Origin of the sequence: Chryseobacterium pennipullorum, from assembly GCF_003384725.1 — a bacterium.
In the GTDB taxonomy this organism is placed as follows: domain Bacteria; phylum Bacteroidota; class Bacteroidia; order Flavobacteriales; family Weeksellaceae; genus Chryseobacterium; species Chryseobacterium pennipullorum.
Map to the genome: position 1 here is coordinate 309,268 of NZ_QNVV01000003.1, position 24,701 is coordinate 333,968.

Consider the following 24,701-nt stretch of genomic DNA (forward strand, 5'->3'; position numbering starts at 1 on the left):
CTCCGTACATAATCATTCTAATCTCCAAATGCCTGAAATTTTTATCTCCTATAGATTTACATATTTATTCTAATTTTGGGCTAAAGCCAAGGGATTGTATTGGTAATGGTAGAACGGACTAAGGTCCGTTTCTATTGATAAAAAAATAAGGGTTATTTCGTTTATATTCATGAATATTTTAATCTTTCGCAGATTTCAAAGATGTAGCAGGTGCTTGGACAGACTTGTGTTGTCAATTCCTCGACTAGTATATTTGTAAATCATTCTGTGTAACCAGCAAATCTGCAAGAAAAGCATTAGAGATACTTCTTACATACTCATTCTAATCAAACTCTAATGTTGAGCTAATCGAATTTTAATTTTGTTCGAAATTGCCTCTAATATTAGACGGATAGTTTTGTGGTCTTAAATATGAGACCTTGAACAAACTTTTTTATACACTATTTTACATTCATTGCTTCAGCTTTTTTTCGGCACAGATTTCAGATACCCTGAAAATGGGAAGAAAAGAGGCTGAAGCTGTTTTTCTCGCTAATAATCTGGATATTATTGCCCGGAAACTTGAAATTTCCCAAGCAGAAGCCCGGGCGGTACAGGCTAAATACTGGCCAAATCCAACGTTGAGTATCAGCGAAGTGAACCTTTGGCGAACATATGATATTGAGGAACAGCCTGCATTAATTGGAAACTGGGGGAGGAATACCCAGATCTCTGCTGAAATTGAGCAGGTAATCCAGACGGCAGGTAAGAGAAGGAAAAACATTGAACTCCAAAAAATTGAAGTGGAAGGAGAAAAATATGAACTTCAGGAAGTCCTGCGTGAACTCAAGAAAACATTACGAAATACCATTACAGAGATTCTTTACAACCAGGAACAGCAGAAGATCTATCAAAGCCAGATCGCTTCCATTGAAAAACTCACAAAATCTTACCATAATCAGTTAAACCTTGGAAACATAAGTAAGGCAGAATATGTCCGCCTGAAAGCCCAGGAAATAGAATTCAAGAAAAAATTGGTTTCCCTGAAACAGGAAATTGAAGACCAGCAGGTGGAACTGAAAGCTTTGTTGATGATTCCATCCGGATCTTATCTGGTGATTTCTGACGCGTTCACGATGCCTGATAAACAACTTTCAGAAATTGAGCTGTCCCAATGGATGGAAAAAGCAAAGGAAAACCGACCGGATATTATGATCGCCAGGAACAATGAGAGGCATGCAGCAAAAAACCTCGAAATACAAAACGCTATGAAAACACCGGATGTATCCGTTTCGATCGGGTATGACCGTGGCGGAAATATTATGAAGGACTTTATTGGCCTGGGGCTGTCCTTTGATCTTCCTGTTTTTGACCGTAATAAAGGGAATATCCAGGAAGCCAGACTGCAAATTGAAAAGACTAAGGTGGAAACGCGAAAAAATATGCTGAAGTCTGAAAATGAGATTGTTTCCGTCTTCAGGAATTACCTTCGTACCCAGCAGGTCTCAGAAGAAATAGATGACACCTATGAGTCAACGCTGGATGGTTTATTGCTAAGTCATGAGAAAAACTTCAGATTAAGAAATATCAGCATGCTGGAGTATATGGATTTTCTTGATACGTATATCGGAAACAAGATGATTATACTGGATACCAAAAAAGAACTTAATCAATACTATGAAAACCTGCAGTATGTTGTGGGTCAAGATTTATAAGCTATGAAAATGAATACTACCAGATATATTGCAGTAATTTATGTGTCAGCCCTCGTCGCTCTTACGGGCTGCAAAGACAAAAAGGAGGATCAGGCAGCTGACAACAAATACTGCATCAGCAAAGAACTTAAAAAAGATATTAAACTTGTAAAAGCAGAAATGCTTCCCATCGAGGAAAGTATTACCCTTACCGGAGAAGTGGAGAGTAATTCGGATAAGACGGTTCCCTTTGTAAGTCTTGTGGACGGAGTTGTTACCGATACCTATTTTTCCCTTGGGGATTATGTGAAAAAAGGCCAGGTGCTGGCCAGTCTGAAGAGTACTGCAGTGAACGAAATGCAGGATGATACCCAGACCTTACAGGCTCAGCTTGCAGTGGCGAAAAGGAAGCTTTCTTCTGTGGAAGCAATGTATAAGGATGATATTGCCTCTCAAAAGGATCTACAGGAAGCAAGGTCGGAAGTTGCCATCTTACAGTCTAATATTTCCAAGACGCAAAAGAATATGCAGCTGTACTCAGCAGGAGGAAGTACCATTCAGATTAAAGCTCCGGCGGACGGATATGTGATTGCCAAGAATATTTCAAAAGGAATGCCTGTGACTGCAGGCGGAGATCAGCTTTTTACCATTTCCAACCTGGATAAGGTTTGGGTGATGGCCAATGTATACGCTACCAACATGAGGCATGTGTATGTGGACCAGCCGGTCGTGGTAAAAACCCTTGCGTATCCCGATGACAGCTTCCCAGGAAAAATCAATAATATTTCCCAGGTTTTTAATGAAAATGAAAGGGTGCTGAAGGCCAAGATCATTATGGACAATAATGGCATGAAGCTGAGACCCGGAATGTCTGCTGATGTTGTTTTGCCGGTGAACTCTCAAAATAAATCGGCACTGGCTATTCCTGCCAAAGCTCTGATTTTTGATAATAACCAGAGTTACGTGGTGGTGTATAAAAAAGATTGTGACCTTGAAATCAGACCGGTAACGGAAATTGCTTCCAACAGCCAGTATATTTATGTAGAGGGAAATCTGAGACAGGGTGAAAACGTAATTGCTTCCAATGGTCTGTTGATTTACGAAAATCTGAAAAACCAACTAATTAATTCTACGAAGTAATGCGAAAATTTGTACAGAATATAGTTTCCTTCTCTTTAAAAAACTCATTGATCGTTCTTTTAGGAACTTTTCTTTTGTTGGCTGGAGGAATTTATTCCTATATCCATACTCCCATTGAAGCATTTCCGGATGTTACCAATACCAGGGTAAGGGTCATTACCCAATGGCCGGGGAGAAGTGCTGAAGAAATAGAAAAATTTGTTACCCTGCCGATTTCCAAAGAAATGAATGCGATTCCGAATAAAACTTCGGTAAGATCTATTTCTTTATTCGGGCTTTCTGTGGTTACCGTAATTTTCGATGACCATGTTGATGATTTTTATGCTCAGCAATATGCTTCCAATAAACTGGGGAACGTAAATCTTCCCAATGGGGCAGAGTACAGTATTGAGCCGCCTTCCGGGGCCACAGGAGAGATTTACCGGTATATTATTAAAAGTAAACTGCCGATCAGGGAAGTGACTGCCATTCAGGATTGGGTGGTAGAAAGGGAATTGCTGGCAGTTCCCGGAGTTGCCGATGTGGTAAGCTTTGGTGGTGAGGAAAAAACCTATGAAATAAAAATCAATCCTACAGAATTACACAATTATGACCTTTCCCCTCTGGATGTGTATGAAGCAGTTTCTAAGAGTAATATCAATGTAGGTGGTGATGTGGTGGCTAAGGGAGACCAGGCGTATGTAGTGAGGGGAATAGGTCTTTTGGAAAGCAAGGATGATATTGAAAATATCCAGATCGAGGTAAAAGGATCCACTCCGATTTTGGTGAAGCACGTGGCGGAAGTAAAAGTTTCCGCTAAGCCAAGGCTGGGGCAGGTGGGATACAATAAAGAGAACGATGTCGTAGAAGGTATTGTCATTATGCTGCGTGGTGAGAATCCAAGCGAAGTGATCACAAGACTTAAGGACAGGATCGGACAGCTGAACGGAGGTGAACTGCCGGGAGATGTTCAGATTGTTCCGATCATTGACCGTACTGAACTGGTGAACACCACTGTTCATACCGTCTCCAAAAACCTGGTGGAAGGTGTGATTTTGGTTTCTATTATCGTGTTTATATTCCTTTATAACTGGAGAACGACCTTTATTGTAGCATCAGTTATTCCTCTGGCTTTCCTTTTTGCCATTATCATGCTAAAAATTCAGGGGCTGCCTGCCAACCTTATTTCCATGGGAGCACTGGACTTCGGACTGCTGCTGGAGGGGACGCTGGTCATTGTAGAACATGTATTTGTCGCCCTGGAACATAAAGCGAAAAAGATTGGATTGGAGCGATTCAATAAAATTTCAAAGCTCGGTATCATTAAGAAAAGTGCAGGAAGTGTAGCAAGTTATATCTTCTTTGCATTGCTGATTCTGATTGTCGCTCTGATGCCGATTTTTTCCTTTCAGAAGGTGGAAGGGAAGATGTTTTCACCACTTGCATTCACTTTGGGATATGCCCTGTTGGGATCATTGATTTTGAGTCTTACCTATGTTCCCGCAATGTGTAAATTATTGCTGACAAAAAATATTGAAGAAAAGGAAAATTTTATTTCAAGATTTTTCAGGGTCAATATGTTTCGGATTTATGAATTCAGCGACCGTCACAAAAAGGGATTTATCATCGGTTTTGTTGCTTTGCTGGCGGTATGCGGGTGGAAGTTCTCCCATTACGGATCCGAATTCTTACCAAAGCTCAATGAAGGAGCTATCTACGTACGGGCAACACTCCCGAATAGCGTTAACCTCGATGAATCTGTAAGGCTTACGAAAGAAATGAAAGACCTTTTAATGAAGTATGATGAAGTGAAGTTTGTGATGACCCAGACCGGCCGTCCTAATGACGGAACTGACCCTACCGGCTTTTTCAATATAGAATTTAACATTCAGCTGAAACCGGAAAATGAATGGAAAAATAAAATTTCAAAGGAAGATCTTTTAGAAAAGATGAGAGTCTCTCTCGAAAAATATCCCGGGATCAATTTTGGATTTAGCCAGCCGATACAGGATAATGTAGAAGAATATGTAGCAGGGGTAAAAGCTCCACTGGTCATTAAAATATTTGGAAATGATTTATTTGAACTTGAAAATTATGCCAATCAGGTGGCTAATTCCATCAGAACTGTTCCTGGGATATCAGATGTGAATGTTTTTAAAAATATAGGACTTCCGGAACTAAGAATCCAGCTTCATGACTCTAAAATGGCAAAATATGGTGTCTCCACAGCTGATGCACAAGCGGTGATAGAAATGACCATTGGCGGGCAGGCTGCCACGAAATTCTATGAAGAGGAAAGAATGTTTGATGTCATGTTGAGGTTCGAAAAACAGTATCGTGATACACCTGAGAAAATGGGTGATATTTTGATCCCAACCCAAGATAATAAGAAAGTTCCTCTGAAAGAGATTGCAACGATTGATTATCATACAGGCCCATCATTTATTTACCGTGAAGGAAACAGCCGCTATATCGGAGTCGGATTTAATATCGAAGGCCGTGATCTGGGAAGTACTATTGCAGAAGCAAAACAAAAAGTAGATAAAGATGTAAAGCTTCCAAAAAGCCATAAAATGACCTGGGCCGGAGAATTCGAAAGTAAAGAAAGAGCGGCCAAGCAACTGGCAATGGTTGTTCCAATCTCTTTGATCCTTATTCTCATGCTGTTGTATTTCAACTTTGGAAATGTAAAAGACACGCTGATCTCTTCCATTACACTGGCATTTGCCTTTATCGGAGGGTTTCTTTCCCTTTGGTTTACAGGAACTATTTTCGGGATTTCGGCAGGAATAGGCTTCATTATCCTTTTTGGAGTGGCCACCATTGACGGTATTGTTCTGATCGGGGTGATGAAGGAAAATCTGCAGAATAAAATGTCTTTGAAAGAATCAATAGTACAGGGAGTTCAAAGTAGGATCCGTCCTGTTGTGATGATTGCCCTGATGGGTTCCATGGGACTTCTTCCTGCGGCGATGTCGAATGGAATGGGATCTGAGATTCAGAAACCATTGGCGATCATGATCGTAGGCGGTCTTATCATCTGTATGCTCCTGTCATTTACGATACTGCCTATTGTATTCCATTTTGCTTATCGTAAAAAGTATAAGAAAACACATTAGTTTTCTTACTTTGTTCATTATTTTGACCGGGATCTGAGGGAGATCCCGGTTTTTTTTCCATGATCTCCGGATGAATTCTTTACGATTCCGATCTGTAACAGCATTTGGTGGAGGATTTTTTACATAACCAGTCTTTTTTAATACATAAAAAGTGAGCCGGTAAAGCTCACTTTGGTTTTTATCAATTTATGGAGTAAGTACAATGGGTTCCGGTAGGGGTTCAAGAACCAAAGGTTTACAGAATCCGGTATTCACTTCACATCTGTTGTTGATGCATATATAATCAGTCATCGTGGTGGAGCCGTCAGGACATCTGATCATCGCTTCACCGTGACATCCGCCGTGACACAATGCCGGGTACAAATATCCGCCGGATACTTCTTTCAATTCAGTTCTCGAAAGTTTTGTGAGATTCATTTTTTTCATGGAATTAAGTTTTATGTTAATGGTAATGGTAACTTATTTGCAATCAGACTGTAATTATTTTTTTTTGGTTAATCTAAAATAGTGAAAATAATTCTTTTTTTTACAAGAAATAAATATAAAATGTTATTTCGGGTTTTTGTAATTATTTGAAAAGTAGCGGTTTGAAAAATAAGCAGTATATTTAATTCCCGTAATTAAGAGATACCTTAGAGAGATATCCGAAAATCTTAAAGAGTAGGAAATTAAATAAACCAATACCTATGAAAAATTTAAAAGTTTTAAACAGAAGCGTCTTAAAAAATGTTTTAGGCGGAAATGAATCCGGATGTGAACTTCCAATCGATGGAGTGTGCAGACCAGGCTATGCAGCTTGCGATCCTAATTGTTGTTTTCGCATAAGAAGACCTTATCCCATCTGTACTGATTGAGAATATTTCTTTTAATTTCGATGATGATAGGGAAGCTTATAATACTTCCCGAATCGTTGTAAAACATAAAAAAAGCAGCAGTTAAACAACTGCTGCTTTTACCTATAATGGTTTTGGTATATACTATTTTTTCACTGCTTTAATGGTCTTAGTAGTTCCGTCTTTCATTTGAAGACTGATCAGATAAAGTCCTGCATTCAAGTCGGAAAGATTGATCTCAGGGGTTGCAGCAAGGGTTTTTAACTGTCTTCCGGATACATCGCTGACGATAATGGTTTTTACATCTTTAGTATCAGAAATTGTTAGAATATCTTTAAATGGATTAGGGTAAACTGATAGGTCAGCTTTTCTGTTAGCCACTGTTTCAGAAGTTCCCAGTGTCTCTTCTACTTTTATTGTGTAGTCCTCAACCTGTCCCTGGTTCACGTCCGTACATGGATCAGATAATTCTGTTCTTACTGACGTTGTAGAGCTGTTGAACTGATACTTAACTCTCATTCTTGTATTTCCTAACGCTGCTGAAGCGGGTACGGTAATGTTTTTGTTAACGGTTACAGTATTTCCTGTGCCGCCTGCGAAATCAGAAGTTACAAAATAAGATTCGCCTGGATCGCCGAAGCTTCCATTCTTATTCCAGTCTATAAATACTGTAAATGCGAATCTGTTGGCTCCAAGCCCTGTACCAGCTAAGGTCAGAGGGTAAGAAGATCCTCTTGAAACCGTTGCTATTTTTGAAATGAAGTCTTCGTGACCGCTTCCGGTATTAGCTGCAGTGCTTGAAGTGTTGGTCATATCACTCAGGACGACATTGGAAATTGGATACACATTGGATTTTGCGAATAGCGGACCGCAATATGGCGCAAACGGATTGGCTCCTGTGGTGAAAGAGATTTCAGGGCAACCGGTCGCATCACCTAAAGTATTCGTTGGAGTAATCGATGCATAAAGCAGGGTGTTTTCTGGAAATACGCTGCTTGATGCAGGGGCATAGAATGTATTGGTGGTTGTTCCCATATAGACATTTGAACTTCCAGGGGTTGTTCCTACTTTCACTTTATAGGATTCTGCTCCTCCTGTGGCAGCCCATGTGATCTGCTGTCGTACAGAAGCTCCGGTTGCACCGGTAACCGGAGCGCTTATTGTTGTACACGCCGGAGGTGCTGTTACTTCCTGTTTGATACTTACTTTATCTATAAAACTGTAAAAATCGAATGAGTTACCAGAGCTTCCTACCGTCTGGATTCTTAGCATAAAATTGCCATTCACATTGGCGCTTTCAGGAATAGTGCCCGTAAACGGTACACAGGTCTGCGCTGCACTGGTCAGTGTAATGGGAGTTCCAACCGGTGTATAGGTAGTACCGTTATCCGTGGAATATTCAACATTGATGACACCACCGATGCTGCTGGTCATGGAGTAAGGTTCTGTAGTAAATTGGAAAGAAATATCGATTTTTTTTCCGTTAGCGGTTACGCTGGCTGGTTTTGTATAAACGAGATTGATGGTTCTGTTCGCTACACTTGACCCGTAGGACTCAGCACCTATAAATATGTTCCCGTCACAGGTGCTTCCGAGATAAGTGTTGGCTGTACCACCGCTAAGATCAGTGTAGCCACCGCTGATGACGAAGCCAGGATAAGTTCCGTTTTCGAAACTTTCATTAACTAAAATCTGAGCACTGCCCATAGTGGCAAGTGCCAGTGAACTCAAGAATAGTAATTTCTTCATAAGGTAAAGTTTTTAATTTTACCGAATGTAATACTATTTTACAAAACGAACAAATTATTAATGAAATTTGTATTTAATGGTTAATTATTTAAATATATCAGTATTTGGTTAAATAATTTAATTTGTTTTTTGGTTTTGATTGTTTCTTGTTTTCCCATTTTTAGCGTAGGTAGGGTTAAAAATCTAGGGATTTTCTTTCGTTATTTCGTCATGGTGCTTAAGGTACAGAGGCAATGCTGCAGATCCGTACCATGGGAAAATTTCATAACCGAAAACTCCTGCTTTTACTGCCGGATCTGTTTTTACCCATTGCTCAGCTTCTTCTTTGGATTTGGTATTGAAAATAAACATGCCCCGGTAATTTTCCTTGTTTTTTTCTAGAAAAGGTCCGGCAACAATAATCTTTCCTTCATCGGCAAGCTTGCCGATATTGGCCATATGCCCCTTCATCAGTTCGTTCATTTTCGCTTTATCTTCAATTTTAGCAGTACCCGTAGTCAGCATGACAATCGTATAAGGCTTCATGCCATATTGGTCGGCACCCAGGGTGGTAGCCAGCTCCTGGTTGAATTTTACCGGCTCTTTTTTCTTTTCCTGACCGAAAGATAATATCCCTCCTGCAAGGCTCAGGAATATGCAAATTTTTAATTTCATAGCATTTCTAGTTATAAGTTTAAATATCAGCTTCTGGCATTTGGTGTCTAAGATCTGATATTTGGCATCTGATCTTACTCTTTTATCCTCAAAAACTCTTTCGCAAGTTCAATCATTTTAGGGTCGCCAGTATATTTTCCATGTTCGTCAGATAGTTTTACTGTTGGAATCCACTCTTTATTAGGAGCCTGTACACCGATAAGTTTCATCACGATGTTCATTGGTTTCAGTCCTACATCATTGGTAAGGTTGGTTCCTATTCCGAAAGATATTCCGATTTTTCCACGGCAGTAATTGGTGATTTCCTCTACCTTCTCCAGATTCAGTGCATCTGAAAATATAATGTATTTAAACATGGGATTGATGCCGTTGTTCTGGTAATGGGCAATGGTTTTATCAGCGAATTCCAGCGCATCACCACTATCGTGACGTACACCATCAAAAAGTTTGGCAAATTTCTTATCAAACTGCTGGAAAAAAACATCCGTAGTATAAGTGTCGGAAAGGGCTACTCCAAGATCGCCTCTGTATACATCTACCCAATGTTCCAAAGCTAGCTCATTCGCCATTTTAAATCCATATTCTGCAGCATGGAACATAAACCATTCATGAGCATGGGTTCCAATTGGTTTCACTCCGTACTTCATGGCAAAATGAACATTAGAGCTTCCGATAAATGTAGATTCTTTTTTCTGTGTTAAGGCTTCCATAACAAGATTCTGTACTTTATAAGAATGCCTTCTTCTGGTTCCGAATTCTGCGAAAGTGACACCCAGCTTAGCCAATGAATCTGCCTTCTCAATGGTTTTACTCATCACAACGTCATTAGAATCTCTTTCCATATGATTCATCTCATAATGAAGCTCGCTGATCAATGCGAGCAAAGGAACTTCCCAGAGAATTGTCCGGTACCACAGCCCTTCAACGGTTACTGAAAGATCACCTCCCTCCTGGATGATTTTTACTTCAGAAGGATCATAGTGGTAGCCTTCCAGAAAGTCCAGGTAGGGGAGATCGATATATGGACAGGTTCTGGCCATGAATTTTTTTTCATCTTTGGTGAGTTTTAATTCTGCCATTTTGTTGACAGCCTCTTTTAGGGCAACATCAAAACCTTCAGGAAAATGATGCTTTCCTCTGTTGATAAATTCATATTTTACAATAGAGCCTGGAAATAATTTTACCACTGCATTTTGCATGGTTATTTTATAGAAATCATTATCTAGAATAGAGTTCAGTCTTACGTCGTTCATAATATGTGTAATTTTAACGCAAATATAAAAATTTAAAATAAAAATCGTCTAAATGTAAGACGATTTTTTTGAAATATTTTGATGATATGTATTTGTTTACTTTCCCAGATAGGAATTGTACATCCAGACTTCTTTTTCCTGTTCGGTAATATAGTCGCTCATCTGAGAGTTTGTCCCCTCATCGCCCGCTTCATCCGTAATGTCTAAAAGCTCTCTTTGAAGGTCTATCACAACTTTGAATGAACTTAAGATCAGCTCAACACTTTTCGAAGCATCGGTTACTTCTTTGCTTTCTTTAATGGTGGCTACTTTTAAATAATCAGAATAGTTGTGCGCTGGGGTAGCTCCTAGCGTAAGAATCCTTTCTGCAATTTCATCAATTTTTAAGACCAGACTATTATAAAGCTCTTCAAACTTCGGGTGAAGCGTAAAGAACTGGTCACCTTTAATATTCCAGTGAGAACCTCTTGTGTTCTGATAGAATACCGAATAGTTGGCCAATAGTACATTTAGTTTTTCTGAGATTTTCTTGCAATCGGCTTCATTAAGGCCGATAATACTAGCGTTTTTCATATGTATATATTTATTTTTAAAGGTCATGTACAAGGTGCTATCGTTAGCCTTTTTTGAATGTTGGCTGTTATGGTTACAGATAGCAGTTAATACGTTCATTACTGTTTACTATTTCAAATTTACGAAATATCGTGCCGAACTCTACGAATTATCAATAGATGGTAACTATAAGAAATTTTTTTAAAATAGTTTGGATTGATGAGGTTTTTAACAATATAATACAGGTGTTATGGTTCCTTTATGCTCTGTCAAAACTTTCGGAAAACTGACTTGTTAATTTCCTGGTATTATTCCCCGGTTATTGAATTTTTAAAAATTAGATAATGATTTGTTAATACATCCGGGTTGCTGATTTTCTAGCTTTGCACTCAAATTCTACAAATACTATAAATAGTTATGAAAAAGATCTTGTTATATCTCATGATATCATTCTTTGTATTTTCGTGCAGTACCCATGATACGGAAGCACAAATCAAAACTGAAGAAAAGTACCAGACGAAAAATGTAGTGCTGCTTATCGTGGACGGGCCCCGAATTTCAGAAACATGGGAAGCGGCTAACCAAGAGAATATCCCTAATAGGGTAAGCCTCCTCAGCCAGGGAGTATTTATCAGTAATTTTAAAAATAACGGAACCACCAATACCAATCCCGGACATAGCGCGATGTGTTCAGGAGTGTATGAGAATATCAAAAATAACGGAACTGAATTACCGGGTTTTCCATCTGTAATGCAACAGTGGCTGAAGTTTACCGGAGCAGATAAAACAAAAGCATGGGTGATTGCTTCTAAAGATAAACTGGAAGTTCTGAATGACTGTAAACTGGCAGACTGGAAAGGCAAGTTCCAGCCAAGTGTAGACTGTGGCGTGAGCGGAAACGGATCAGGGTATCGTGAAGACCTTATCACCATGACGAAAACCAAAGAGGTTATGGCGAAATACAGTCCAAATATGATAGTCATCAATTTTAAAGATGTAGATTCTTACGGCCATGCCAACAACTGGAATGAATATATCAAAGCCATTAAAACGACCGATGCATCTATCAAAGAGATCTGGGATTATATGCAGTCACTTCCTGCTTATAAAGATAAAACAACACTTATTGTTTCTAACGATCATGGCAGACATATAGATGCGAACGGAGGTTTTGCAGAACATGGAGATGACTGTGCAGGATGCAGGCATATAGAGTTTTTTGCCATGGGACCCGATTTTAAAAAGAACACTATTATCAGCACGGGAGACTACGAGCAGATTGATATCGCCAGTACGATTGCTGAACTTCTAAGAGTTCCGGTGCAATATGCAAAAGGAAAAGTAATCAAAGAGGCTTTTAAATAATTTTTCATCTAATCTTCTGGTTTAAAAAAGATTCAATAATATAAAAAGGATGCAGGTTTCAGACAGGTGCAAAAATATTTGTAAAGATTTTCGAAAGAAATAAAAATGCATAACTGCTTGTCAATTAAAAAAATATTATTATTTTTGCACCCTAAAATAAAAAGCAATTAAATGCCTACTATTCAACAATTAGTAAGAAAAGGAAGAGCCACGCTTGCCAAGAAGAGCAAATCGGCTGCCCTTGATTCTTGTCCACAAAGACGTGGTGTATGTACGAGAGTATATACAACTACACCGAAGAAACCTAACTCTGCACTTAGAAAAGTAGCAAGGGTAAGACTTTCTAACGGTAAAGAAGTTAACGCCTATATCCCGGGCGAAGGACATAATCTTCAAGAGCACTCGATAGTATTGGTTAGAGGCGGAAGGGTGAAAGACCTACCGGGAGTACGTTACCACATCGTAAGAGGTGCATTAGACACCGCTGGTGTAAATGGAAGAACTCAGAGAAGATCTAAGTACGGAGCTAAGAGACCTAAACCAGGACAAGCAGCAGCTGCACCTGCAAAAGGAAAGAAAAAATAATCATTAAATAAGGTACAGAAGCAATGAGAAAGACAAAAGCGAAAAAAAGACCGTTGTTACCAGATCCAAAGTTTAATGATCAATTGGTAACTAGATTCGTAAACAACTTGATGCTTGACGGTAAGAAGTCAATCGCATTCAAAATATTCTATGATGCATTAGATATCGTAGAAACTAAAAAAGGAGAAACGGAAAAAACAGCCCTTGAAATCTGGAAAGATGCATTAACAAACGTTATGCCTCACGTAGAAGTACGTTCTAGAAGAGTAGGTGGAGCTAACTTCCAAATCCCTATGCCAATCAGAGCTGATAGAAAAATTTCTATGGCAATGAAATGGTTAATTAGCTACTCTAAAAAGAGAAATGATAAGTCTATGGCTTTGAAATTAGCTAATGAAGTGGTAGCTGCTTCAAGAGAAGAAGGTGCTGCTTTCAAAAAGAAATCTGATACTCACAAAATGGCGGAAGCTAACAAAGCTTTCTCACACTTTAAATTCTAATCTGAAATGGGTAGAGATCTTAAATTTACAAGAAATATTGGTATTGCTGCTCACATTGACGCGGGTAAGACGACCACTACTGAAAGGATTTTATTCTATACAGGGGTAAACCACAAAATTGGAGAGGTTCACGATGGTGCTTCTACAATGGACTGGATGGAGCAGGAAGCAGAAAGAGGTATTACAATTACTTCTGCTGCAACTACTTGTTCTTGGAACTTTCCAACAGACCAGGGAAAACCTCTTGCAGATACTAAGCCTTACCACTTCAACATCATTGATACACCGGGACACGTTGACTTCACTGTAGAAGTAAACAGATCTTTAAGAGTATTGGATGGATTGGTATTCTTATTCTCAGCAGTAGATGGAGTAGAGCCTCAGTCTGAAACAAACTGGAGACTTGCTGACAACTACAAAGTTGCTAGAATGGGATTCGTAAACAAAATGGACAGACAAGGTGCTGACTTCCTTAACGTGGTAAACCAGGTTAAAGATATGTTAGGATCTAACGCAGTTCCAATCGTTTTACCAATCGGTGCTGAAGAAGATTTCAAAGGAGTTGTAGACTTAATTAAAAACAGAGCGATCATCTGGGATGAAGCTGGACAAGGTGCTACTTTCGAGGTAGTTCCAATTCCTGAAGACATGAAAGATGAGGTTCTTGAATATAGAGAGAAATTAGTAGAAGCTGTTTCTGAATATGACGAAACTTTGATGGAGAAATTCTTTGAAGATCCGGATTCAATTACAGAAGAAGAAATCAATGCTGCATTGAGAGCTGCTACTATCGATTTATCTATTATCCCAATGACTTGTGGTTCTTCATTCAAGAACAAAGGAGTACAGTTTATGTTGGATGCAGTATGTAAATACTTGCCTTCTCCATTGGATAAAGATGATATCAAAGGTACTGACCCAAGAACTGACGCTGAAATTACAAGAAAGCCATCTGTAGATGAGCCTTTCTCTGCTCTAGCATTTAAGATTGCTACTGACCCGTTCGTGGGAAGATTAGCATTCTTCAGAGCATACTCTGGAAGACTGGATGCTGGTTCTTATATCTTGAACACCCGTTCAGGAGATAAAGAAAGAATCTCTAGAATCTATCAGATGCACGCTAATAAGCAAAATCCGGTAGAATATATTGAAGCTGGTGATATTGGTGCTGCGGTAGGTTTCAAATCTATCAAAACTGGTGATACAATGTGTGACGAGAAAAACCCAATCGTTCTTGAATCGATGGTTTTCCCTGATCCGGTAATTGGTATCGCTGTTGAGCCTAAAACTAAAGCTGACCAGGATAAAATGGGTAACGCTCTAGCTAAATTGGCTGAAGAAGATCCAACGTTTACGGTTAGAACTGACGAAGCTTCTGGACAAACAATCATCTCTGGTATGGGTGAGCTTCACTTAGATATCATTGTTGACCGTATGAAGAGAGAGTTCAAAGTTGAAGTAAACCAAGGACAACCTCAGGTAGAGTACAAAGAAAACTTAACAAAAGTTGCCAACCACAGAGAAGTTTACAAAAAACAATCAGGTGGTAAAGGTAAATTTGCTGACATTGTATTTGAACTAGGACCTGCAGACGAAGGTAAGATTGGTTTAGAATTCATCAATGAGATCAAAGGTGGTAACGTTCCTAGAGAATTCGTTCCTGCTATTGAAAAAGGATTTAAAGCTGCAATGAAGAACGGTCCATTGGCTGGTTTCGAAGTTGAAGGTATTAAAGTTACTCTTAAAGATGGATCTTTCCACGCGGTGGATTCTGACGCTCTTTCTTTCGAAATGGCTGCTAAGTTAGGATTTAAAGAAGCGGGACGTGCTGCTAAGCCAGTAATTATGGAGCCTATTATGAAACTGGAAGTTGTAACTCCGGAAGAATATATGGGTAACATCATTGGTGACCTTAACAAAAGAAGAGGTACTATCAGTGGTCAGGAAGAAAAGAACGGTGCTGTTGTAATCAAAGGTTCAGTTCCACTTTCTGAAATGTTTGGATATGTTACTACTCTAAGAACACTTTCATCAGGAAGAGCTACTTCTTCTATGGAATTAGAGAAGTACCAAGCTACTCCACAAAACGTTGCTGAAGAAATCATCGCTAAAGCAAAAGGTTAATTTTTAAATTAAAGAAATGTCACAAAGAATCAGAATAAAACTAAAATCTTACGATTACAACTTGGTAGACAAGTCTGCTGAGAAAATCGTAAAAACGGTAAAGGCTACTGGTGCTGTTGTAAACGGTCCAATTCCATTACCAACGAATAAGAGAATCTTCACAGTGTTGAGATCTCCGCACGTAAACAAGAAAGCAAGAGAGCAGTTCCAATTATCAGCTCACAAGAGACTAATGGATATCTACTCTTCTTCTTCTAAAACTGTTGATGCTCTAATGAAATTAGAACTTCCTTCAGGTGTAGACGTTGAAATTAAAGTGTGATAACTTGCATACTTTGCAATGATTATAGAATCCGTTCCTTTTTAGGAACGGATTTTTTTGTTTCCCTATTCAAAACAACAACTACCTGTTGTGATAGATCCAAATATTATTGATATTTTTGATTCAAACCTATGTTGTGAAAACACTAATACTTTTATTATTTCCTTTATTGTTCGGTGCCCAGACGCATCGTTTTGTATACCAGCTTGATTATAAAAAAGATTCATTGGCAAAAGATTTTACCAAAGCCAATATGATTCTCGATGTTAATCTTACTGATGTAAAATTCTATCCCTATGATTATGCAGAAAATGACTCTTTAAATACAATCAGAGGCCGAAAGAATGCAATGTGGGATGATGATCTTCCTGCTGTTGTCCGAAAGAGAAACTCTTTTGAAAATATATCGCTCATTATGCTGAATGATTTTTATTCCTTAAAATCAAATGATAAAATCAACTGGAAACTGTCAGAGGAAACCAAAGTTAACGGCCAGTATATATTACAGAAAGCAACTTCTAATTTTGGAGGAAGACAATGGATTGCCTGGTTTTGTAAAAGTATCAATTTAAGTGAAGGGCCCTATAAATTTCGTGGACTTCCGGGACTCATCTTTGAAATAGAAGATACTCACAGGAACTATATTTTTAAACTGGCTAAAAGCATGAAGTATCCAAAGACTTATGAAACTCCATTTCTGGAAAGTTTTATGGGAAAGAAACCTCTTCCTGTGACTGAGAAGATCATTACAAAAAAACAGCTGGAACTCTATAATGATCCTTTACATGAAGTTGCGGAATCGTTCAAATCAAATACTAATCCTGACAATACATTTTGGGTTTCTGGTGTACAGATTAAAAGCATAGATCAGCTGAAAGGAATGGCTGACGAACGAAGAAAAATAATGCTAAGAGAAAACAACCCTATAGAAATAGATAAAGCTGTAAAATATCCTAAATAAAATAGTATTGCCGAAGAATAGGTAAATAAATAGATGATTTCTAAAGCTAAGAATTAATTTGCTTTTCAATAATTAATGAGATGTTACTTTATCAGGTGCATCTTTTTTTTATTTATAATCAAATGGGTTTATTGTTAAGAGTATCTTTTAAGATAGTAGATGGTATTTAGAATTTTATATTCAGTTACTCTTGGCAATGAGATATATCATCCTGTATTATTTATTTAGAATGATTAAAAATAATAATTTTGCAAAAAAATTAGTGATGATAAGAACAGTATCTTTTTCTCTCCTTGTTTTAGGAACGACTTTAGTAAGTGCCCAAAAAAATAAGGATACTTTGAAGAGCAGTACGATAGATGAAGTTGTAATTACAGGTTCAGGATATGCTCAGAAAATTAAAGATGCCCCGGCAACAATTTCTGTAATAAGCCAGGCAGACATTAAGAAAAGAGCATACAGAGATATTACAGATGCATTACAGGATATTCCCGGTGTATTTGTAACAGGAGGAGGAAGTACCAGTGACTTTTCAATAAGAGGAGCAGAATCCGGGCAGACTTTAGTCCTCATTGACGGTAAGCGAATCAATACAAGAGAAACAAGACCCAATTCGGACGGTCCCGGAATCGAGCAGGGATGGATGCCGCCTTTGGAAACAATCGAAAGAATTGAAGTTGTAAAAGGACCTATGTCTTCTTTATACGGATCCGATGCGATGGGGGGAGTGATCAATATCATCACAAAAAAACTTACGAATACCTGGAGAGGATCCGTTGGGACCAGTCTCATTCAGCAGGTACATAAAGAATCCGGGAATACTTATCAGATAGACGGATATACAGCAGGATCTTTAATAAAGAATCTTCTTCAAATGAAGATTACAGGAAGCTATTCTGACAGAAATGAAGATAAGTTTGTAGGGGGATTTACAGAAAGAGTGATCAAAGCCTTCGGGACAGAATTCAGCCTTACTCCGAATGACAAGAATACTTTTAAATTAAACTACGACTACAACCGTCAGGAGAGAAATCAGAACCCAGGTTACTCATTGGCTCCTACGGCAAAAAGCTCACGTAATAATTATGAAAGAAATGTACTTTCATTAAGCCATAAAGGAGATTATTCAAACTTTCATACGAACTCTTACATTCAATATGATAATACCAACAACCCGAACAGGGATATGAGGTATGAGACGTTCCTTGCCTACAGCCTGAATAACTTCAATATTAAAAAGCACGTGATCAGTTTCGGGGGAGAATACAGATATGAAAGACTGAATGATTTAGGAAACAAGATCAAATCCGAAGGGGATATCGTAACCAAACTAACCCGTTGGAACTGGTCTGCATTTGCAGAAGGAAACTGGAACCTGCTTGATAAGCTTCATCTTGTCACTGGTGCCCGTCTTGATAATGATGAAAATTACGGTTCCAACTTTACACCAAGAGGTTATTTGGTATGGAATGTTAACAATAACTTCACCGTAAAAGGAGGAACTTCATGGGGATATAAAGCACCAGGCTTAAGAGCTGTAAATCCTGGATGGGGACAGGTAACCGGAGGCGGAACGCAGGACGGGGTGATCATCGGAAACAAAGACCTTAAACCTGAGAAAAGCTTTAACCAGGAATTGACCGTGATGTTTGAGGATAATAAAAAAGTGGTTAGCCTGGGTATAACAGGATTTAACACCGACTTTAAAAATAAACTGGTAGAAGTTAGAAAATGTAACAACAGCGAAGAATGTAAGCAGTTTGAAAGCATCTATAACCATATCTACGACTTTATCTCAACAAGAGAAAATTTGGGTAAGGCCAACAGTATGGGGGTAGAAGCTAACCTGGGAGTTAATGTGACGAAAGAGATTGTATTAAAAGCCAACTATACCTACACCGATACCAAGATTAAATCGGATGAAATTCCTCAGCTGTATAACAAACCGTATGCAAGGATTCCAAAGCATATGGTAAATGCGAACCTTTCATGGAAAGCCAGCGAAAGTTTCGAATTCTGGTCAAGAGGAAACTATAGAAGTGAGAGCCAGCCGGGCGTAAGCCGAGGAAGAGCTCAGGAATATCCGATACCTGCTTATTTCTTATGGGATCTGGGAACCGTTTACAGGCTGAATAAGCACGTGCGATTTACCTTCGGGGTCTATAATCTGTTAGACAAAAATATACGTAATGATGCCTCCGACCCTGCAAATAACTTTGGATTCAGAGTGGACGGAATCAGATATCAGTTCGGAGCCAATTACTTCTTCTAAAAATAGATAAACCTAAAAAAAAAATATAAATGAAAAGTACGTACATCAAAACAATCGCTATAGTATTCTCTACCCTGTTGGTCGTTTCTTGTTCCGGAGACAAAAAGAAAGGGATAGACTACAATCAGTATAAAACAGAAGTACAGCTGACTCCTGATCAGACCAAAAGCTTTGATGAGATCACTGCCAAATACCAACAGTTACAGCAGCAGAACTTCGAGGTAGCAAAAGCCCAAGGTGGAAAAATGGACCGTGTCGCTCTGGGAATTAAAAATGAAGAACTGAGAGCACAGCAATCTCTTGAAATGGCTAAAGTTCTTGATGGACCTCAAATGGAAAAATTCAACAAATTCGTTGATGAAAATTCCAGAAAAAGACCGAGATATGATCATGCGCTTTTGGAAAGAATCAAGACTGAAGGGCAGCTTTCTGAAGATGAGTTTAAAGTTGTAAATGCGGCTAATGATGCATTTGAAAAAGCGTTCAATGATGCCCACGATGTGTACCACGGAAACAATGACCTGGCCAAAGAATACTGGGAAAAATTTGATGCCCAGAGAAAAGCGGCTATTCAGAAAGTGCTGACTCCGGAACATTATGCAAAATTTGAAGACATTGTAAAAGATGTTCAGTTCAAAGGACGTAAATAAGTTGAAGTAGCCTGAAGGCCTGTAGAAATTTATGATCCGCGCCTTTGGTTCGCAGCTTTTAAAAATAAGACGTATTAACGTATTAATATATTCATATCAATTTTAATTTTATAGAACATTAAGACAGTTTTGCTGTCTTAATGTTTTTGTTATAGCAAGATAATGAAAACATTCTTTAAAAGTCTTTATAGAAAAAGAAGGAAAAATGAGCCGGTCACCAAATATCTGTCATGGCTGATCCATCTTTGGTTAGGTCTGCTATCCGGTGCCATTGTTTTTGTGATGTGCGTTACGGGTTGCTTATACGCTTTCAAAAACCAGATCGTGGATTTTACTAACAGAGATAAAATCTATCTTGCCTCAGCTTCCGGACAGCCTAAACCTCCTGACCAGATCCAGGCTGAATTACTACAGCAGAATAAGCAGCTTACCTCTCTGGTTATTCCGGAACAGAAAGACAGAAGCTATGTCATTGGTTACCGTGAAAATCAGTTGGATAAAAGTGCTTATTACAATCAGTACACAGGACGAATCCTTGGACAGCCCGAAGTGGGATCGGGCAGGTTCTTTGAAGTGGTTCTCGATCTGCACAGAAACCTGATGATGGGAAATGCAGGCCGACAGATTGTTGGTGCTTCAGTGCTGATATTTTGTCTCCTTCTGATTTCAGGATTTGTCCTCTGGCTTCCCAAAAAATTAAAATTTCTGAAGCAAGGGCTTACCATTATGTGGAAGGCAAAGTTTCAACGCGTCAACTACGACCTGCACAATACCCTTGGCTTCTATACCTTTCTGATGCTTTTTTTTATGGCAGCTACCGGATTATACGTCACATATCCGTGGGTGAAAAACGCGATGATTGTCGGTTTAGGAGGGACTTCTATTGCTAATATTTCCCAGGAGAATGACAGCGTCGATGACGCCTTTGGCGGGCTCCTTGAAGATATGCTGCAAAAACAGGATGAAAAGAAAAATCTCAAAGATGCACCTTCCGCATCCATTGATGCAATCTTAAAACTGGCGGGTCAACATCTTCCATACCCTGCAGTAACCAGTATAGAATTACCCAACAAAGAAAACCCCAGGTATGTTGTCATCAAAACCAACACGCAGAATCTCCTTGGAATGATGCTTCCCGATGAAATAACCTTTGATAAAACCGGAAACTTTAAGACCAAAGAATTATTTTCAGATAAACCTTTGAACAAACAATTCACCTCCCTGGCCAAGCCATTACATACCGGAGAGATCATGGGGCTGCCAAGTATTATCCTGTATTTTGTCATTTCGCTTGCCGGATGCTCATTGCCGGTAACGGGATTTATTATATGGTGGCATCGGTTAAGAAAAATGAAATAATCAAAAAGTAGGGGAGTGCGAGATGTTTTTTGATTCCCGGAAATATTTTTCTCACGTTCAAATCTGTGATTCTATTCACTAGAGATCCATGTGCTTCATTAAAGTATGGGATGATTATCTCTGGAATTATTTTTACGTTAAGATTCATGTTAATTTTATACATTTATTAGTGGAAAATAAATTATAATGAGTCATAGAAATAATAATTTTTTTGAAAAATTTTCAAACCAGGCTGTGAAATTTACAGGAAGTGGAAATGCATTTCTGGGAGCAATGCTTATTGTAGTAGTCTGGGCCGTTTCAGGGCCTTTTTTTGATTATTCTGAAACATGGCAGCTTGTCATTAATACCGGAACAACGATCATCACGTTTCTGATGGTTTTCCTGATCCAAAAGGCACAGAACAAAGACTCCAAAGCCATACAGATCAAGTTGAACGAAATCATTGCTGCCCATGAAAAAGCCAGCAACAGGATTGTAGATATTGAAGACCTTACCGAATCAGAACTCGATCAGCTTCACCATTATTATGAAAACCTGGCTCAGTTTGCCAAAAAGGATGCCGATATTCATACTTCCCATTCCATTGATGCTGCACAGAGAAACCAGAATTATAAATATGAGTTCTTCAAAAAGAAACATGAAGAATGGCTTCAGAGACAGGAAAAACAAAAAAAGGAATCGTAAGGATTCCTTTTTTTTATCAGTAAGTAGTGAGCTTCGGATAACATGTTCTTCTGATAATGAAAAGTGGGGCTACTGGGCCAGTCAATTTTATCTTACCATTAAGAAACGATCCTATTGACGCTTCTCTCATCCTTCTTGCATCTTGCTCAACCTAATTATCTTTTCATAAAATAGCTGAAGTAGCTGCAGCTGCCCATCAGGTTTTGAGAGGTTTCAGTATCTCCATACTGGGATTTCAGTTGGGTAAAATACGTCCTGTATTTCTGATTTTTCATGTCGTCCAGTTCTTTCTGGTGAGCTTGTTCCTTTTCAGACCACTTCGGATCAGAATAATTGTATTTCAATTGGTTTTTTGCCTCATACTGGTAGTATTTACCTTGCTCGGCACTTGCCATCTGGAATAAGATCCTTGCTTTTTCTTCTTTATTGCTGGCAAGCTTAAGGGCTTTTTGATAATAACTGATAGCCAGATCAAAGTTATCCGGTTCAATATACGTGGTGTCAAGGAAATTTTTATAATAATACTTATAAGGATTTTTCCGGTCCGTATTCCAGAAATTATATTTACCGCCATTGCTGTTATCGATATCCATCACAAACACTTGTCGGTAATACCCTAAAATAGAGGTATTATACAGTAGGTTTCCGATGAGTTGATTGGCCTTAGCCGCTTTTTCATCCGTTCCGGTTCCTGCTTTTTTCAGCTGAAGCAGGACGTTAGCCAGTTCCAGTTTGTTCATATTACTTTTAATGAAAGGGAAGTCAGCATAATTTTCAGCTTTCATACTTTCGGTATCCGGGCTTGAAAAGCTTTCCCAAACATTATGGCCGAAGACAAGACTGGAGATATTATCAAAACCATCGTAGTCTGTAGATGCATATTGCTTCATGCTGATCTTCTGACCGTTGTCTGTCCATTCAGATTCTACTCTTGGAATTCCTGCAAAGCTTTGTGCTTTTTCATAATATAATTTGGCTTTTTCAAAATCTGCCTGCCTCATGGCGCGATCCCCATAGATGGTGCTGAAGAATGCTTCGATATTACCGACGCTATCCATATTTTTAGCGATGATCTGCTGTTCAAACTGAGTTTTGTTCGGCTTTTTATAAAAATCCTCAACACTTTTTACCAGACTGGAGTTTGGATTGTACTGGAGATCTGATAATTTGTTGTTCATCAGGAAAGATTTTCCATCTTCACCCTGAAGGAAGTAGCGGTTGGCGATAACATCTTTAAGGAAATCAGCAGTAGAGGGAGTGTCGCCATAATAGTCATAGTTTTGAGTATTTACAGTATCTTTTTCCACTTTCTTTTCCACAAAATATTCAGCATAATCTTTCATCAGATGATCTTCAAAAGCTGCATCAACCTTGGGCTGTGAAACAATATCATTAAGAACTCTCATTCTTTTGATCTCTTCCTGATATTCAGGATTGGTTGTTTTGATCTCGTCCAGGATTTCAGTGCTGCCTTTGTAGTCTTTCTTCAGGAATTTCAGATAGGCATTTGCGATCTGCCAATATTCATCCTTAGATTTTTCCTTGGTTTTCTCTGTGAATTTCTCAAGATCATTCAGATAATCCTGGGTTTTATCATCATAGTAATAGGAGGACCGGGTATAAAACGGAATCCTGTCCGGATTGCTGAACAGCTCATCATTACTTTGGTCGGATTGGCTTCCTTCACCGGATTTAGAAGAACCTCCGAAGAGATTTTTGAAGAATCTTACGATTTTCTGCCAGAAAGAAATTTTTTCTTCTTTTACTTCAGGAGCTGCCTGATCAACCTTGGTGTCTTTTGAAGTTTCCGTTTCGGTATTACCTCTGTTGACGAACACTGTGCCAGAAGCTGCGGCAGTATAGTAGTACGTAGGCAGATAGCTTCTTTCCAGCTCGTTGATGCTTCTTACCGCCATTACTTTCAGAATCTCTGAATCCGGATTGATGTCATACATCTTCTCCATGATGGGAATCGGATTGTTGAACTCTTCATAGCCTAAAAGAAAATAGGCCATATTCTTTTCTTCATTCGTATTGGCTCTTTTCATGATGTTACTGAACGAAGCGGTATCCGAAAGCTTCATCGAGACAAATGCAGACTCCTTGCGGTCTCTACTGTTCATAAATACCTGAAAGAAGTTCCAGTTGGCATCATTATTTTTCTCGAGCCCTCTTTGTGCCCCTGCCAGCTGGTCCAATGCCATAAAGTAGACAGGGCCTCTTAGCTTGATAGGTTCTATATACGATTTGAAGGCCTGAATTGCGGCATCATAGTTTCTGGTATAATGATTAAACCTTACAAGCTGATATCCGTAGCGCTGCTTGATCTCAGGGTTTTTGGCTGCATTGTACAATGACGTTAGGGCAGTAAATGTTTTATGGTAATCCAGTGAGGTGGCATTCTTATCCGTATCGCGTCTGTCATAGTAAAAAGAGTTTTCACCCGCAATATAATTGATTCTCATGTAGGGTTCCAGGTATTTGGCTTCAATCAGATAGTCGATTGCTTCCTTATATTTCTGGTAAAAGCCTGTCCCCAGTTTTTGTAAAAGAGGATTGGAAGGGCTGCCGTTTTTCAATGCATTCAGATCATTCAAGCTCATGGTATAGACCAGATTTCTGGTTTCTGAATCATTAAGCTGATTGTTGAAGAATCTTTTCCAGGTTTCAATATTGTCATCCGGAATCAGGGCAGCGTTGTATCCCGTATAAAATCTTGCAGAATAATTATGAAGGAACGGAAGATAAGACTTATCCTTTATAATGCTTTGCGTAAACAGGTTAAAGTACTCATAGTCCGGATCCGACCATGCACAGGCGTCAGATTTCGTATAGAAAAGTGATACAACCGCAAGCGAAAGAATATACTTTTTCATAAGGTTTATAGTGTTTTTGGTTTTATTAAGTCGTTAATCATCACGCTG

The 24,701-nt window shown here is 38.8% G+C and carries 19 protein-coding genes; 13 read left to right on the forward strand and 6 right to left on the reverse strand.

All coding sequences use genetic code 11. From position 1 onward, the window contains the following. Positions 1 to 497: 497 nt before the first annotated feature. Genes DRF67_RS05775 through DRF67_RS05785 form a run of 3 tightly spaced genes read left to right on the forward strand, consistent with a single transcriptional unit; the run spans position 498 to position 5,911 of the window. Complete coding sequence (locus DRF67_RS05775) at positions 498 to 1,694, forward strand: TolC family protein (RefSeq protein WP_228435744.1); 1,197 nt, start codon at positions 498 to 500, stop codon at positions 1,692 to 1,694. A gap of 9 nt (positions 1,695 to 1,703) precedes the next feature. Continuing rightward, positions 1,704 to 2,813: an efflux RND transporter periplasmic adaptor subunit gene (locus DRF67_RS05780; protein ID WP_228435745.1), complete on the forward strand. Its 1,110-nt coding sequence runs from the start codon at positions 1,704 to 1,706 to the stop codon at positions 2,811 to 2,813. After that, a complete protein-coding gene (locus DRF67_RS05785) occupies positions 2,813 to 5,911 on the forward strand; it encodes an efflux RND transporter permease subunit (protein WP_115927381.1) in 3,099 nt (1,032 codons plus the stop codon). The genes DRF67_RS05780 and DRF67_RS05785 overlap by 1 nt, the downstream gene beginning before the upstream one ends. Before the next feature lie 186 nt (positions 5,912 to 6,097). Here DRF67_RS05785 and DRF67_RS05790 read toward each other — a convergent pair whose 3' ends face one another. The 5 genes from DRF67_RS05790 to DRF67_RS05810 form a co-directional block, all read right to left on the reverse strand. After that, on the reverse strand, positions 6,098 to 6,337 hold the full coding sequence (locus tag DRF67_RS05790; RefSeq protein WP_115927382.1) for a bacteriocin-like protein: 240 nt from the start codon (positions 6,335 to 6,337) through the stop codon (positions 6,098 to 6,100). Positions 6,338 to 6,888: 551 nt separating this feature from the next. Beyond that, entirely contained in the window at positions 6,889 to 8,493 is a 1,605-nt protein-coding gene (locus DRF67_RS05795) for a GEVED domain-containing protein (RefSeq protein WP_115927383.1), read from the reverse strand. Positions 8,494 to 8,676: 183 nt separating this feature from the next. Continuing rightward, positions 8,677 to 9,147, reverse strand: coding sequence for a YciI family protein (locus tag DRF67_RS05800; RefSeq protein ID WP_115927384.1), 471 nt, complete (start codon positions 9,145 to 9,147; stop codon positions 8,677 to 8,679). A gap of 74 nt (positions 9,148 to 9,221) precedes the next feature. After that, a complete protein-coding gene (pncB, locus tag DRF67_RS05805) occupies positions 9,222 to 10,400 on the reverse strand; it encodes a nicotinate phosphoribosyltransferase (RefSeq protein ID WP_115927385.1) in 1,179 nt (392 codons plus the stop codon). A 96-nt stretch (positions 10,401 to 10,496) separates the two neighbouring features. Continuing rightward, positions 10,497 to 10,973: a Dps family protein gene (locus DRF67_RS05810; protein ID WP_115927471.1), complete on the reverse strand. Its 477-nt coding sequence runs from the start codon at positions 10,971 to 10,973 to the stop codon at positions 10,497 to 10,499. Positions 10,974 to 11,369: 396 nt separating this feature from the next. Between DRF67_RS05810 and DRF67_RS05815 the strand changes: the two genes are divergently transcribed. The 10 genes from DRF67_RS05815 to DRF67_RS05860 all read left to right on the forward strand — a co-directional run bounded on the left by DRF67_RS05815 (position 11,370) and on the right by DRF67_RS05860 (position 21,777). Next, complete coding sequence (locus DRF67_RS05815; protein WP_115927386.1) at positions 11,370 to 12,317, forward strand: alkaline phosphatase family protein; 948 nt, start codon at positions 11,370 to 11,372, stop codon at positions 12,315 to 12,317. Positions 12,318 to 12,488: 171 nt separating this feature from the next. Beyond that, positions 12,489 to 12,902 carry a 30S ribosomal protein S12 gene (gene rpsL / locus DRF67_RS05820; RefSeq protein WP_002983146.1) on the forward strand — a complete coding sequence of 138 codons (414 nt, stop codon included), beginning with the start codon at positions 12,489 to 12,491 and terminating at the stop codon, positions 12,900 to 12,902. Between the two features lie 23 nt (positions 12,903 to 12,925). After that, a complete protein-coding gene (gene rpsG / locus DRF67_RS05825) occupies positions 12,926 to 13,402 on the forward strand; it encodes a 30S ribosomal protein S7 (protein ID WP_034677991.1) in 477 nt (158 codons plus the stop codon). Positions 13,403 to 13,408: 6 nt separating this feature from the next. Continuing rightward, positions 13,409 to 15,526, forward strand: a complete 2,118-nt coding sequence (gene fusA, locus DRF67_RS05830) for an elongation factor G (protein WP_115927387.1) — start codon at positions 13,409 to 13,411, stop codon at positions 15,524 to 15,526. 16 nt (positions 15,527 to 15,542) lie between these two features. Beyond that, complete coding sequence (gene rpsJ / locus DRF67_RS05835; protein WP_002661363.1) at positions 15,543 to 15,848, forward strand: 30S ribosomal protein S10; 306 nt, start codon at positions 15,543 to 15,545, stop codon at positions 15,846 to 15,848. 136 nt (positions 15,849 to 15,984) lie between these two features. Continuing rightward, positions 15,985 to 16,809 carry a GLPGLI family protein gene (locus tag DRF67_RS05840; RefSeq protein ID WP_228435746.1) on the forward strand — a complete coding sequence of 275 codons (825 nt, stop codon included), beginning with the start codon at positions 15,985 to 15,987 and terminating at the stop codon, positions 16,807 to 16,809. 265 nt (positions 16,810 to 17,074) lie between these two features. Continuing rightward, complete coding sequence (locus tag DRF67_RS05845; RefSeq protein ID WP_115927472.1) at positions 17,075 to 19,081, forward strand: TonB-dependent receptor domain-containing protein; 2,007 nt, start codon at positions 17,075 to 17,077, stop codon at positions 19,079 to 19,081. A gap of 29 nt (positions 19,082 to 19,110) precedes the next feature. Further along, the gene (locus DRF67_RS05850; protein WP_115927389.1) at positions 19,111 to 19,731 is read left to right on the forward strand and encodes a hypothetical protein; all 621 of its coding nucleotides are present in this window, start codon (positions 19,111 to 19,113) and stop codon (positions 19,729 to 19,731) included. A gap of 162 nt (positions 19,732 to 19,893) precedes the next feature. Next, positions 19,894 to 21,090: a PepSY-associated TM helix domain-containing protein gene (locus DRF67_RS05855; protein ID WP_115927390.1), complete on the forward strand. Its 1,197-nt coding sequence runs from the start codon at positions 19,894 to 19,896 to the stop codon at positions 21,088 to 21,090. A 186-nt stretch (positions 21,091 to 21,276) separates the two neighbouring features. Then, positions 21,277 to 21,777 (forward strand): low affinity iron permease family protein, encoded by a 501-nt coding sequence (locus DRF67_RS05860; RefSeq protein WP_115927391.1) that lies wholly within the window; start codon positions 21,277 to 21,279, stop codon positions 21,775 to 21,777. Positions 21,778 to 21,932: 155 nt separating this feature from the next. Here DRF67_RS05860 and DRF67_RS05865 read toward each other — a convergent pair whose 3' ends face one another. Next, positions 21,933 to 24,653 (reverse strand): hypothetical protein, encoded by a 2,721-nt coding sequence (locus tag DRF67_RS05865; protein WP_115927392.1) that lies wholly within the window; start codon positions 24,651 to 24,653, stop codon positions 21,933 to 21,935. Positions 24,654 to 24,701: the final 48 nt, after the last annotated feature.